General features: G+C 32.2%; 10 protein-coding genes. 8 read left to right on the plus strand and 2 right to left on the minus strand.

The annotated features are described in order from the left end of the window. Position 1: 1 nt before the first annotated feature. The 3 genes from NH26_RS19925 (at position 2) to NH26_RS19935 (ending at position 2,127) form a co-directional block, all read left to right on the plus strand. On the plus strand, positions 2–1,006 hold the full coding sequence (locus tag NH26_RS19925) for a 2-dehydro-3-deoxygalactonokinase (RefSeq protein WP_044217761.1): 1,005 nt from the start codon (positions 2–4) through the stop codon (positions 1,004–1,006). Continuing rightward, positions 984–1,625 carry a bifunctional 4-hydroxy-2-oxoglutarate aldolase/2-dehydro-3-deoxy-phosphogluconate aldolase gene (locus tag NH26_RS19930; protein WP_044217763.1) on the plus strand — a complete coding sequence of 214 codons (642 nt, stop codon included), beginning with the start codon at positions 984–986 and terminating at the stop codon, positions 1,623–1,625. Before NH26_RS19925 ends, NH26_RS19930 begins: the two co-directional genes overlap by 23 nt. A 268-nt stretch (positions 1,626–1,893) precedes the next feature. Next, positions 1,894–2,127: a hypothetical protein gene (locus NH26_RS19935; protein WP_044217766.1), complete on the plus strand. Its 234-nt coding sequence runs from the start codon at positions 1,894–1,896 to the stop codon at positions 2,125–2,127. A gap of 113 nt (positions 2,128–2,240) precedes the next feature. On the opposite strand, the gene NH26_RS19940 is transcribed toward NH26_RS19935, so the two are convergent. Beyond that, a complete protein-coding gene (locus tag NH26_RS19940) occupies positions 2,241–2,639 on the minus strand; it encodes a hypothetical protein (protein ID WP_044217768.1) in 399 nt (132 codons plus the stop codon). 178 nt (positions 2,640–2,817) lie between these two features. On the opposite strand from NH26_RS19940, the gene NH26_RS19945 reads away from it, so the two are divergent. From NH26_RS19945 to NH26_RS19955, 3 genes are all read left to right on the plus strand, one after another. Further along, positions 2,818–5,814, plus strand: coding sequence for a CHAT domain-containing protein (locus tag NH26_RS19945; RefSeq protein ID WP_044217772.1), 2,997 nt, complete (start codon positions 2,818–2,820; stop codon positions 5,812–5,814). A 331-nt stretch (positions 5,815–6,145) separates the two neighbouring features. Continuing rightward, entirely contained in the window at positions 6,146–6,982 is an 837-nt protein-coding gene (locus NH26_RS19950) for a hypothetical protein (protein WP_044217774.1), read from the plus strand. 7 nt (positions 6,983–6,989) lie between these two features. Continuing rightward, complete coding sequence (locus NH26_RS19955) at positions 6,990–7,991, plus strand: S41 family peptidase (RefSeq protein ID WP_044217777.1); 1,002 nt, start codon at positions 6,990–6,992, stop codon at positions 7,989–7,991. Positions 7,992–8,103: 112 nt separating this feature from the next. On the opposite strand, the gene NH26_RS19960 is transcribed toward NH26_RS19955, so the two are convergent. Beyond that, positions 8,104–8,562, minus strand: a complete 459-nt coding sequence (locus tag NH26_RS19960; RefSeq protein ID WP_044218134.1) for a TspO/MBR family protein — start codon at positions 8,560–8,562, stop codon at positions 8,104–8,106. Positions 8,563–8,936: 374 nt separating this feature from the next. Here NH26_RS19960 and NH26_RS19965 point away from each other — a divergent pair, with 374 nt between their 5' ends. Together NH26_RS19965 and NH26_RS19970 are read left to right on the plus strand one after the other, a co-directional pair. After that, positions 8,937–11,732 (plus strand): PQQ-binding-like beta-propeller repeat protein, encoded by a 2,796-nt coding sequence (locus tag NH26_RS19965; RefSeq protein ID WP_044217779.1) that lies wholly within the window; start codon positions 8,937–8,939, stop codon positions 11,730–11,732. A gap of 271 nt (positions 11,733–12,003) precedes the next feature. Further along, positions 12,004–13,545 (plus strand): T9SS type A sorting domain-containing protein, encoded by a 1,542-nt coding sequence (locus NH26_RS19970; RefSeq protein WP_158021982.1) that lies wholly within the window; start codon positions 12,004–12,006, stop codon positions 13,543–13,545. Positions 13,546–13,575: the final 30 nt, after the last annotated feature.

A 13,575-nucleotide genomic window follows, 5' to 3' on the forward strand; every position in this document is an offset into this window, starting at 1 on the left:
CATGAAGCATCCTAAATATTTTGTAAGCTGTGATTGGGGGACCTCCAATTTCCGTATTCGTTTGATAGCCTTTGATAGTTTAGAAGTGATCAAAGAGCACAAGACGGATCAAGGTGTGAAGAAGTTGTATCAGGAGTTTCTATCCAGTGGAAATGAAGATAGAGAAGGCTTTTTCTCGGAGTACCTGTTGTCACAGCTTATTTATATCACTGATGTAAATCAACCACTTTATATCATTGCTTGTGGAATGGTAACATCCACTATGGGTTTAAAGGAGATGGAATATGCTCCAATGCCCATCAATGATGATGTAAACACGCTCAATGTAGAAAGACTCCAATTAAGAAATGATATAGAGCTAATCTTAATTTCTGGAGTAAAAACTACAAATGATGTAATGAGGGGTGAAGAGGTGCAAGCCATAGGTTTGACAAAATACTTAGACAAAAATGCACATCTTCTCTTACCGGGTACACATAGTAAACACTTAGTTTATAAAGAAGGTAGATATGTAGATTTTACTACATATATGACTGGAGAGATGTTTGATTTGATTTCGAATCAGACCATCATTAAAGACTTTCTGAAAAGCGCTAAAATGGAAAGTCTTCAAGAAGACGCTTTTATTGATGGCGTTAAAGATGGGAGTAATGGAAAATTTTTAGGCTCATTATTTCCACTACGAGCAAAATGGGTATCAAAATCTCCTCTTGAGCAAAAGCAGTTGATTGATAAACAGAAGGATCAGGAAATGTTCACTGCCAATTATTACTATTTAAGTGGTTTATTAATTGGAACGGAGTTGACTCACCTTAAAGACACTACAATTCCTGTAGTGATGGCAGCTTCAGGTATTCTTTTCAATTTGTATCAATTGGCATTAAAAACATTGGAAGTAAAAAACTTTAGATGTTTGGATGGAACGGTTTTAGAGCACTCAATGATACAAGGTCAACAATCAATCTTACAAAAATATTTAGAAAATGAATTGCTTTTCAACGGATAAATTTGATCAAATGCCCATTGTCGGTATTTTAAGAGGAGTAGATTTAAAAACAATTGATCGTCTTCTTCCATTGTATGAATCTTGTGGTTTCACTACCATAGAAATTACAATGAATACACCAAATGTAGAAGCATTAATTCGACATGTTAGAAATACCCACCCCCAACTCAATGTAGGTGCAGGCACTGTGTGCGATATGGGTGATTTGAAAAAAGCATTAGATGCAGGTTCTCAATTTATTGTAACTCCAATTCTTGATGAAGAAGTGATACAATATTGTAAACAATCAAATATTCCGGTATTTCCTGGTGCCATGACTCCTACAGAGATATATAAAGCATGGAAAGCAGGAGCGAGTGCTGTAAAAATATTTCCATTTACACAGTTTAAAGTTGGATACATTAAAGATGTAAAAGCACCTTTAAATGAGATAAAATTATTACCAACTGGAGGTGTAAGTAAAGATAATATTGCTTCATTTTTTGAAGCAGGAGCACATGGTGTAGGTATGGGAGGTTCACTTTTTCCTAAACATTTGATGGCAGAAGGAAAAGAAGAAGAGATGCGAGCACATTTGTTAGCTTTAAAAGAAGCTTATGAAGTGACTTTAGTTCATTAATCAAGAAGTGATAACTTTTGAACAATAATACGAGGTGGTCTGATTTAATTATCAGGCCACCTCTTTTTTTCTTAAGATTCAGGGTAATATGTTTCTTGTCTTTATTTGGTGTAATAACAAATCATTTTTTTTTTTTGATCTGTAAGTTGTTGAAAATCAATATAAAATAACTTTTTGTGAAAATTTTCACGATAAAGTCAGTACAAATAGATGTTAATGCCATTTACTGAATGATAATCAAAACTTAAAGTATAAAACAGAATCACATATGAAAAAGTTTATTGCATTACTTTTATTTTTTATTTCTTCAGTTGCTTTTGCAGATGTTCCTAATGTACAGGTATCTAATGATGCAAAAGTGAAAATACAAACACCAATTCGAGGAGATATTGCTAGGAAAAGGCAAAAAAGAGTAAGAAAGAAAAGAGTACGTGTAAGAGCATATAAAAGAAAATGTATCTCACACCGTGTGAAAAGATGTAACTCTTGTCATCACAATTAAAAACATATAAAAAGAAGGAAAATAGAAGTAAGAGTTCCTAAAACCAATTCAATTGTTAGGTGAAAAGGTTATCTCGTTAAGTTTGAGATAACCTTTTTTTATTTGAGGTCAAATTATCTTCCAAATCCGATACCGGAAACTCTCCCTCGTATTTTATGTTTATTAAATTCAATATTCTTTTTAGAATCATTAGACTTTGAAAATAGGATAGAGATGATACTGCCCAAAATACCACCTACTAAAGCAGCAACAATGCCACCGAAAAATAATCCTATACAAATCATAGTAATACTAATAATTGAATGGACAATGATTTTTGACTTTAAGATTTCACCAAAAGTAGAATTTTCTGCTGAAATAGAATCTATATGATATTCACTTTTTTCATGACAGTAATTACAGTCTAATTTCAGATTTTCTCCAAGCTTTTTGAAGAGATCCATTCGAAGTTTGCTGTTGTAAGGCAGAACATTTTTCTTCTTACATTCGGGGCAGGCGATAACTAGTTTCATACTACAGAGTTAGTTTAAAATAATAAGAATTAAATATCAAAATTTAATTTTAGAGATACAAATTAAATATATTTATATATCATGACTTTTTAATTTCTAATTAATAGAAACTTTTTATGACAATTTGAGTGATACTATTAATTTTGTAACAAAGATTTTTTAATAGCCTAACAGATAAATGAAAACCAAACTATCTCTATTATTGTGTATACTCTTTCAATTCACAAACATTTTTGCTCAAGAGGATGTATCTAAGAGCAAGGTCTTAAGAGCTCATCTTCCTGAAATGATGGTAGAAAGAGAAAAAGTTGAAAATCTTAGAGTAGAATACAATCAATCCAATCAAAAACATTGGAAAGCATCTTGGTCCAAAGAACTTTTATCTGATATCTCTAACAAAAATTATTTTCAGAAAAGTATCATTGCTGAAGAACTTTCGATGTTTATCCGATTTAAGGAAGAGAAAGACACCGATCAATTTTTTATTCAATACTTGGAAGAAGTTCAAGAGTTTCTTTTCCATTTAAAAATGGATAAAAAAGAAAGTTTTAAGGAGTTGGAAGAAATATTTAAAATGATCCAATGCTATCACCTTATTCAAACACAAGCTAACGCTAACCGAAATCCACTTCAAAAAATTGCAGATCAGTTTTTTTATCGAACGCCATATTTAGAGAGGTTAGATTACCTCTATGTAAATGCCAACGCTGAGGATAAAGAAAATTTTGAAGACTTCTACAATGATGTTCAAATGTTTTGGAGGAACGCCAAAAATAACTCCAATAATTTCGCTAGAATTATACAAGAACACCTTGCTGCAGGTACTTTAGATTACAATACGGTCTTGATGTTAGTAGGCAAAATGTACACCACTAATCAATATTATTTGGCGACGAAGTTACTTAGAGAATCCATTGCAAAAATGGAAAAAAAGCAAGAAACGACCACTTATCATTACAATGCTTTTTTACTTAATCTTAGTAGCTTATATATGCTTCAAGGCGATTACGAAAACATGCTTGAAGTACAATTAAAACAGCAAAAGCTTGGCTTTTTAACAGATAACTCCACTTTAATATTCACCTATAATTTACTGGAACAGTATGAGGATGCTTTATTGTCAGCCAATCAATATTTAGCGAATACATCAGAGGAATCGCCAATGTTCTTATCTGTTTTAAATGTAAAGGTATCTGTTCTTTTATCATTAGAAAAGTACGATGATGCATTACAAACTTCTAAAGAAGTGCTGGAATTGAGTAAAAAGTTAAACCAAGAGGTAAGTGCTGGTACATATTTTACATTATCCACGGTATATCAAAGAAAAAATGAAGGAGAAAAGGCTTTAAAATACGCCCTAAAAGCATATGAAACGACTTTAGAGGGATACAAACTATTTGCTGAAATTAGTGATAATGACGTCTCTTCTTTATTGTATGTAAGGTTACTTCGCTTCTATTATTATACCCACTATTTACGTTGTTTGATTGAAGAAGATCAATTAAATAAAATCAATTTCGATACTCTTTTAGAAGAATATGATCTATTTAGCTATTTGATACAAAATTGCATGTTAAATCCTTCCAAATTGGACAAAAAACATGTCATAAAAATGTCAGAGGAGAGTGGTGATATCTTGTATTTATTAGCAGAGAAATCAAGTTGGAAAGAGGCAAAAAAATTAGCTTACAATTATACCCTTCTTTCAAAAGAGATAGGTTTGTCGTCTATCATCGCGATTAGAAAATATGCTGCAGATAGTAAAAACAAAGACTTAAAAAATCTTTTTGAACAATGGATGAAAGTAAGAAAAGAAATTATTTTTCAAGAAGATGGAGTTGATATAGACAGTTTAAAGGATATCAGTTACGGCTTGCACAAAGAATTAGCGATTAAAACTCGAAAGGAAGTATTTACAACTTTAAAGGCAGTTGATGTTGATTTTCAACAGGTGCAACAAGTATTAAAACCTAATCAGATCGCAGTAGAATACATCAATTATTCTCCGAATAAATACGCAGCATTAGTGCTAAAAAGTGATATGAAGACACCTGTGTTTATTCCTTTATGTAATGAAGAGGAGATTGCTCAGTTACTTCCTCCTGAAGACAGACAAAAAGAACAATGGTTAATTGATTACATTTATAATAGAAATTCGCCTCAAATATCGGCTTTAATTATAGATCCACTTCGCCCTTATTTAACTGATGTAAAAACCATTTATTATTCTCCAGCCGGAATCCTTCATGGTCTATCATTAGAGGCTTTAATTTCAGAAGGTAAAGAGAAAAGGTTTGGTGAAGAGTTTAGGTTAAAACGCGTAAGTAAAACATCTCTTATTACTCAAAAAACAAAGCTGTCACCTAGAAAAGCAAGTATTTTTGGAGGTATGAATTTTGACGAAAACGCTTTATCACCTATTACTTCAGAAAATGGTGAAAGAGGTTTAGAGTTAAAAGGAAAGAAAGCTGAAAATTCGGCTGCTAATTCTATTCCTGTACAGAGAGTGGGAGGAATTTTTACTTATCTATCAGGTACATTAAAAGAAGCTAACCTTATTGATAATGAGTTAAGTTCTGAAAATATTGAGGTGCAAAAATTTATTGGCAATCAAGCCACAGAAGATCAATTTAAGGCATATTGTAAGCAACCTACAGATATTTTACACATAGCTTCTCATGCTTATTTCACACCTTACATTCCTAAGGAAAAAATTGCAGAAGGATCTTACAAAGGAACAGCCAATATTTGCACAGATCCCGACCCTATGAATAGGGCAGGAATTGTATTTTCTGGAGCCAATTATTTCTGGGAAACAGGAGAAACCTATAAGGACAAAGAAAACGGTATTTTAATGGCAAGTGAATTGTCTAATTATGATTTAAGGGCAACTAAATTAGCTATTATTTCAGCTTGTCAATCGGGTATCGGACAAAGTACAAAAAGTGAAGGGGTATTTGGTTTTCAACGAGCAATAAAATTAGCAGGAATAGAAAATCAAATTATAAGTTTATGGATTGTGGATGATGCAGCCACACAAAAATTCATGACTTATTTTTATCGTTATTATTTAGAATTATCGGATATAAGTGAGGCGGTAACCAAAGCCAAAAATGAATTGAAGAAAGAATACGATCATCCTTATTATTGGGCTGCTTTTGTGCATATACAATAAAGTTCTTTGAGAATAAGAATATACCAATCCCCCAATAATAGACATCTTATTATTGGGGGATTTTTTGATGAAAAAACATTTTTTTTAATTTTTCTTTTAAGAATATCATTTGATGATTTATTCAATCATCTGTACGTTTCTTAACTATTTGATAATCAGATTTATTTCTTTATCACAAGGTGACAATATCGAAAGAGAAACGTTAAAAATAAGCTTTAATATTAACATTATACTTGCCTATATTAACCGTTCTTAACTTTATATTTTGACCACACCAGCTATCTAACTTTCTAAGAGTACAAATATCAAACTTCAATCAAATAAATAAATAATGAAAACAAGACAAGTTTACTTTACAGTGACCCTGTTTTTAATCACTTTAGGTTTGAATGCACAGAACATCGATGCTGTATCAAACAAGGAATTAAAAAAATCGAGACCTGTTTATATTAATTTTTCAGCAGGTTTTAATAACATTAAGTTTAGAGACCTTGCCACCTCTCCGCTATTTTATAGAGGTACTGTTAAATATTTTGAGATGGGTTACCGTAGAGGTGACAAATTACGCGATACCGAATTAGGTGTAAACATTTCTACAGGTAGTGCCACAGAAAATGTGAGTAAGGAATCTGTAGAAAGTAACATTAGTTCGTTCCAATTACACTACAGTAGATTGTATCAAATACATCCTATTTCGGATGAAAAGATGAATTATATGGTAGGTGGACTCTTTGCAACCACTACAAATATTAGACAAAATGCTGCACTGATGAATAACGCAGTAGGTATGGAAAATTTTTCATCTTTAATGGCTTCTATGAAAGCTACTCGCGATTTTTCTAAGGTAAAAGGCAATACAACTTTACGACGTGAACTGTCTTTACGTTTGAATATTGGCCTAATGAACAATTCTTTTAGAAACGGATATATTTATACCAATAGTTCTTCTGTTTTGAATAATGCCAGTGCTTTTGATGGACACGAAGTAAAGATGTTTTCTGGTTTTAGAATGAGTACTGAATTGGATTATACCATTTTTCTTCAAAATAAAAATGCCATCAAATTCTCTTATGTCTACGAAGGTTTAAAATCTGGAGGAGATTATGGTCAGTTTGGTATGACCAACAACATTTTGAAAGCTACATTCTTATTTGGGACTAAAAAGTAATTGAAACATGAAAAATCTAATTAAATATATATTCATCATTCCAGTATTTTTTTCTTGTAATAAAATCATTTTTAATGATGATTTAGAAACAGATAATAAACACGATAACTTTGAGTATTTATGGAATCAAGCCGATCAAAAATATGCTTATTTCGAAGTGAAAAATATTGATTGGGATTCTATTCATCAAGTATATTCACCTCAGGTTACTGAAGCAATGACCGATCAGAAGTTTTTTGAGGTAATGGGAAAAATGCTTTCAGAATTGAAAGATGACCATACCAATTTAATGTCTGATTTTAATGTATCAAGATTTGGAGTGAAATACGATGCTCAAGATAATTTTGATTGGCGATTAATCGAAGATAATTACCTACCAAGAAATTATTACACAACGGGTGCTTTTCATCATGATTTTTTAAATAATGAAAATATTGGATACATCCGTTTCTCAGAATTTACGGGTACGGTTTCTCAAGATAATCTTGATTTCATGATGAATAAATACAAGGATACCGACGGTCTTATTTTAGATTTAAGAGAAAATGGAGGAGGGGTAGTTAACGATGCTTTTGCCATTTTAAGTCACTTTGTTGATCAAAAAACATTGGTATTTTACACTAGAGTGAAAAGTGGTACTGCACACAACGAATTTTCTGATATTAAACCCACATATGTGGAGCCAAAAGGTCAGTTGTATCATAAAAAAGTAATTGTATTGGTAGATAGAGGTACTTTTAGTGCAGGTTCTTTTACTTCACTAGCAACGAAAGCACTACCAAATATGATACTTATGGGTGATACAACAGGTGGCGGTTTGGGCTTACCAAATGGTGGTCAACTTCCAAATGGTTGGAGTTATAGATTTTCTATCTCTCAAACATTAAATCTACAAGAAAGTCCAGCATTTGAACAAGGAGTACCTGTAGATGTTTCTGTTCAGATGGATTGGAATGATCGTTCAAAAGATGAGATCATCGAAAGAGCCATACAAGAAATAAAAAAATAGAAAATATTTCTGACATTTTTTAATACCCTTCTTTGGGCACATACTTAACATAACACCAATAACTGTTTATCTTGATCATCCCTTCTTATTACATTAAGTTGGGGTGTTTTTTTTAATTATAAATCAAAATATAACCATTTAAAGAGGTGGCAATTAGTAGCCATACTAAATAAGGTAATACAAAAATAATTTTCCACTTTAATTTTTCAATATTTCCGAAAAAGAAATAGGCAATTAATAAGGTTAAAGAGGAAATTAGTAGTAATCCTAAAGCTACCTGATGAGCATAAAAGAAAGCAGGGTTCCAAGATACATTAAGAATCCATTGAAATGTATATAGTGTTAAAAGCCATCTTTTATTAGAAATTTTATCCCACAGGAATGCCATAAAAATAGAATAGCAAATCATTATAGAAGTCCATGCTGCACCAAATACCCATCCTGGTGGTGTCCAAGGTGCTTTGTTTAATTCTATATACCATTCAGATGGTACTCCAGCTCCGGTAAAAAAGCCACCAATAGCTAAAGCAGAAAAATTAAGTATTAAAAATAAAACGACTCTTAGTATCATATCAAATATTTTTGTTTTTATGATTAAAACAGAGAACATAAATAATGTTGAATTGTTTTGTAAATCATCTTTTCATAGGTAAAAATAAAGCTAGGCTTAGTAAGCTATAAAGATATACACTTAAATTTATTTTGTTGAAAATGATTCTTTTCTTTAAAGAAAACAGTTGTACGTATTTTTGATTAAAAATATGATTATGTGGTTATTAAAGAATGTGTTTACTAACAAAGACATTATTCTAATGTGTGAATACATAGAAAAAGTAAGGAAATGCCAACTTGGACATATAAATTAATGATCTGACTGACGAAATGAAATGATAAGATTTTTTGTATTCTTTTTATATCAATTGAAGTCTAAATGATGTGATTACAATGAAAAAATTATTACTAATAAGCTTACTTCTTTTAGGAAATGTGTTCTCTATAATGGGTAAAGAGAAAAACATTAGAAGTATTGATACTGATTACACCATTACTTTGGTTAGAAATGCCATAGTAAAAAATGAGAGCTTTATTGTCGGCAATACTTTTGAAGGCCGTATCTTATTTTACAATTATCAAGGGAAAAAACTTTGGGACAATACCTTATCAGGATTCGCAAATCATGATATATGGTGTGAAGACATTACAAACGATGGTAAAGATGAAATTTTTGCCGCCAATGCGGATGGTTTCTTATACTGCTTAGATGCAAAAGGGAAATTACTTTGGAAATTTAAGTCGGGAGAAACGCCATTAATTGGAGTAACCGTTATGACTGGTAAACAAGGCAAATATATTGTTACTGGCGGTATGGATATGAATGTTTATTTCTTAGATACTAAAGGGAACATATTGCAAACTCTAAATTCTAAGGAATACTCAATTACTAAAGCATGGGGTAAAAAAAATGGGAAGAGATATCCAAAAGGAAAGGCTCATACAACCAACTTTTTACGTAAAGCAACTATAGAAGGGAAAGAGGTATTAGTGATGCATGGAACTAATAACCAGAATGCAACTTCTGGAGCTATTTACCTTTTCAATGTTGATGAATATAAGCCCTATAAGAGTATAAAAGTATCGGGTAAAAGTGTTATTGGCGATCTAAAGATTTTTGATGTCGATAAAGATGGTACACAAGAGTTATATATGGGATCTTCTGGAATGATTCAAGAGGCAAGAGTAGAAAAACTTGATCTAAAAGATGAAACCAATTATACTTTCAAAATCAGTAAGCAAATCAAAAGAGGGAAAACTGGCTTTGGGTATCGTGTTCCTCAAACTGTTTTGATCAAAGAAGGAAAGACGGAGAAACTCTTGACCATTTTTGGGGAAAGAATCTTTTTGCTTCCTACTGATATGCAGGGAAATACATCAGAAGTTTTGATAAGTAAGTATTCTTATAATGATTTATGGAAAGATGAATCAAATGAAAAATTATTACTAGCGAGTGCACAATCAGGAGGTAGTTGTATCCATATTATCAATACTGCATCTAAAAATTGGAGAGAGGAATACATTCAATTATCCCCGAAAGGGAAATTAGAAAGAATGTTGAACAATACAGCTGATTTTAGAAAGAATCTTCAAAAATTCAATGCTTCTAAATGGGATGGAAAAGGACAGGACGTTTATTTTATGACTGAAAAAATAAACGAGCAAAATGAAGCATTGGTTAAAAGACTAAATAAAAAGAACGAATCACCTTACTTCTTGAATAGTATTCATATGCCTAAGGTTGAAAATTGGGACCGTTCGACATTTGGGAATGAGGCTTATGCTAACAGATTTGATAGAAGAAAGAAGTATACTTTATCTCAGCAGCAAATGGTAGATTTAGTCACGCCTCTATATGATGGCTACTCTGGTATTTCGTATTGGGGCGGACATGGTAATGACCCAATGATGATTAGTCTAGAAACAGAGAAGAAAATCATTGATGCTGGAAAAGGTAAAAAAGTAGTCATGATTTTCCCTGAATTAGAACACTATACTACAGATTTTGATTATACATTAAAGAACTTTTTATATCCATTAGCCGATTATGCTAATGGTAAAAATGCTAATTTATATATCCGAACTAAACATACTTTTTGGCAAGCCATTATCTATTTAGACATGTGGAACGGACTTTTATCTGGTGAATATGCTGATGTATTTGTGCCTTCAATGGAGGAAACAACAGATAAAATGATGGACTTAAGTGTAGCTGGTAAAATGGGTATTTGGACAAGTGGTGCTACTAATAGTTGGGGTGCGCGTGGTGCAAGAGATAATGCAAGTTACTTTAGATTAAGACAACATTCACATCAAATGGTCCCGAATCATTTCTTAAGGATGTTAGTATATAGTATGGCAAGTGGTGCACAATATATCAACAACTTTCCTGTAAATCAGGAATACATGAGTGTTCTGTACGAAATGGTAGAGAAAGGCGTGTTGTATATTCCGAAAAGAGATCAGATTGTAAGTATTAACCCTGTACATTTAAGTATGACTACTCCAGATAAAGTATATCTAGATCAAGGGAACAATTGTAAATGGACGACTTTTTATGACAAAGAATTTGAAGCAGAAAATGCTTTGGTATTCTCAAGAATGAATGGTACTTGGCCTGCAGCTCCTGTGAAAGAATATGACTTTTCTGCCTATGCTTCAGGATCAAAAGAAAGAAGATTAGAATTTGTTCCAAGGTATCATCAAGGATTAGTGATGATTACACCTCCCCAAAAAGGGAAATTTGCTGACAAAGAGGCAAAAAGAGGTGCTTTAGAAGATTTACTACATCCTATATATAAAGGTAATATGACGGAGTTTATCACCGATGGTAAGTATTATTACAGCAGTGATGGAACTCAAAAGTATGCTCCACAAGAATATTATACAGAAGTTCAAAATGCGATTGAAAAAGCATCAGACAAACTCCCTGTTAAAATAAAAAGTGGTGAAGTAGGTTGGGTAGCAGTTCAAACTTCTCCTAAACATATTCGATTAACTATTATAGATAACGGGTATATTAATCCGGATGATCGTTTAGCTGAAATTCTTCTTCAAGTTGAAGTAGAAGAAATCAAAGATATTGTGACCAACGAAACATTAAAAGCAGCCAATGGAAAACTTAAACTGACAGTTCCTTGTGGTCTTTTTAGATTCATTGATATTCAGTTAAAAGAAGAATTAAAATAATTGTTTAGTCTTCTTTTATTAAAGACGTGTTGTATGTGAGCGTACAGCACGTCTTTTTTTAGACTAAAAAACTGCTGTTATACTATCGTTATACATCAAAAAACAGTCTTTATAGCCTAATAGGGGTTAAATTTAAAAGTACCTTAACATACACTAATTTTACACGACGGCACACTCACTCATTTCGATTTTTTCATATTTGGTACACTAGAAATGGTCGCTAGACCTCAACCTGTATGAAATGATTTTTTTATTAAACAAATGGAATGAAATGAACAAATACGTTTTACTATTTTTAAGCTTCTGCTTCAACTTTACAATTTTGATGGGACAGAATGAAAGTGATTTCTATAACGATAGAATCAACTTTGTCACTAAAACCGTAAATCTTGTAGATGATTACGATGTCAACAATTTGGATGATGAAGACGATAGTCCCGCTTTGCAAAAAGCCATTGATGATATGACCGTTTTGGCCAACGGAGGAAGAATCAATATACCAGCAGGGACTTATTATTTCTCTAATATCCTTCTTAAATCTAATGTTCATATTACTATCGATACCGAGGCTATAATCTATCCAACAGATCCGGGAAACGATAAAAACTATGTGATCATGAACATTGGTAAAAACAATGAGGAAACAAATAACATTAGTGTTAGAGGGGTAGATGGTCAATATACTGTCGATATTAGTAAGGCTAGAAACCCTAATGTTAGAATGTTCCAACTGATTAATGTGAAGAACTTCCTAATTGCTGATATGCATATGATCGATGATAACACTAAGTTTTCTGCTATTACTATGGGTTATTCAACTTATAAAGGGGAATATGTTAGTTCAGAAAATGGAGTGGTAAGAGACTGTAGTATTTTAAAGGCACATTATGGATATGGTCTGATTCAATCGCAAGCACTTAAAAATACTTTTTTTAAAAACTGCTGGGGTGAAGGTGGTGTGACATTGCGTTTAGAAACAGGACTAAATATAATGAATGAATTACAAGTAGGCGGAAATTTTGATGTCTATGGAAAGAATATTTATTGTGAAAACGGTAATGCAGCTTTAATGATCTCTCCTCATTCTGTAAAAAATGGGCATGTAGAAATTGATGGTGTAGAAGCTAAAAATACAGGTTTTGCTGTACGAATTGGTAAAGGGTATGTTACAAAATATCAAGACTCATTGGGTATTACTCCTGGTTATTATGCAAGTACATCAATAGTGAAGAATGTAAAAGCTTCTTATGGTTGTACAGCACAGGTAAAAGCAAAGCATTTTAAATACATGCCCTGCGAAGAGATACAATGGATTGCATCAGATTATAACCCTGATGGTGAAAGTTATGCTGCTCCTGCTGTTTGTAATATTTTGAATACAGCAGATGGAAATAACAATAATGCTTTAGGTTATTATGATGTTGCCATTTCCAATACAGAATCTATCGGATTTAAACACCAAGAGAAAGACGTAGTAAAAGAAGAGGATGTCTTTGAAAATTGTGATCAAACACCTCCTGATAATGATGGATGTGATTGTGAATGTAAAATGAATGGAGATGTGACAACAACTCCACCGTCAGCAACAGACCCAGTGTATTTTGTATATCCTAATCCATCTTCTGATAAATTTAAAATTCGCGGTGATATCAGAGATACAGATCAGATTCAAGTAACGGATTCTTATGGTAGAGTTGTAGCAGTAACTCCTATATTTTATTCTTCAAGATGGGTAGTGAACTTAGTAGATCAACCTATTGGTATCTACTTTTTAAACATCAATGGAACGATAATTAAATTATTGAAAAATTAAGGTGTGTTTCATATTTTGTAATACAATTAT

Origin of the sequence: Flammeovirga pacifica (assembly GCF_000807855.2) — a bacterium.
In the GTDB taxonomy this organism is placed as follows: domain Bacteria; phylum Bacteroidota; class Bacteroidia; order Cytophagales; family Flammeovirgaceae; genus Flammeovirga; species Flammeovirga pacifica.

Bases quoted from the DNA above. Each gene is read 5' to 3' on its own strand.
- NH26_RS19945 (WP_044217772.1), top strand. From the start codon at position 2,818: ATGAAAACCAAACTATCTCTATTATTGTGTATACTCTTTCAATTCACA.
- NH26_RS19935 (WP_044217766.1), top strand. From the start codon at position 1,894: ATGAAAAAGTTTATTGCATTACTTTTATTTTTTATTTCTTCAGTTGCT.
- NH26_RS19940 (WP_044217768.1), bottom strand. From the start codon at position 2,639: ATGAAACTAGTTATCGCCTGCCCCGAATGTAAGAAGAAAAATGTTCTG.
- NH26_RS19965 (WP_044217779.1), top strand. From the start codon at position 8,937: ATGAAAAAATTATTACTAATAAGCTTACTTCTTTTAGGAAATGTGTTC.
- NH26_RS19960 (WP_044218134.1), bottom strand. From the start codon at position 8,562: ATGATACTAAGAGTCGTTTTATTTTTAATACTTAATTTTTCTGCTTTA.
- NH26_RS19925 (WP_044217761.1), top strand. From the start codon at position 2: ATGAAGCATCCTAAATATTTTGTAAGCTGTGATTGGGGGACCTCCAAT.
- NH26_RS19950 (WP_044217774.1), top strand. From the start codon at position 6,146: ATGAAAACAAGACAAGTTTACTTTACAGTGACCCTGTTTTTAATCACT.
- NH26_RS19930 (WP_044217763.1), top strand. From the start codon at position 984: ATGAATTGCTTTTCAACGGATAAATTTGATCAAATGCCCATTGTCGGT.
- NH26_RS19970 (WP_158021982.1), top strand. From the start codon at position 12,004: ATGAACAAATACGTTTTACTATTTTTAAGCTTCTGCTTCAACTTTACA.
- NH26_RS19955 (WP_044217777.1), top strand. From the start codon at position 6,990: ATGAAAAATCTAATTAAATATATATTCATCATTCCAGTATTTTTTTCT.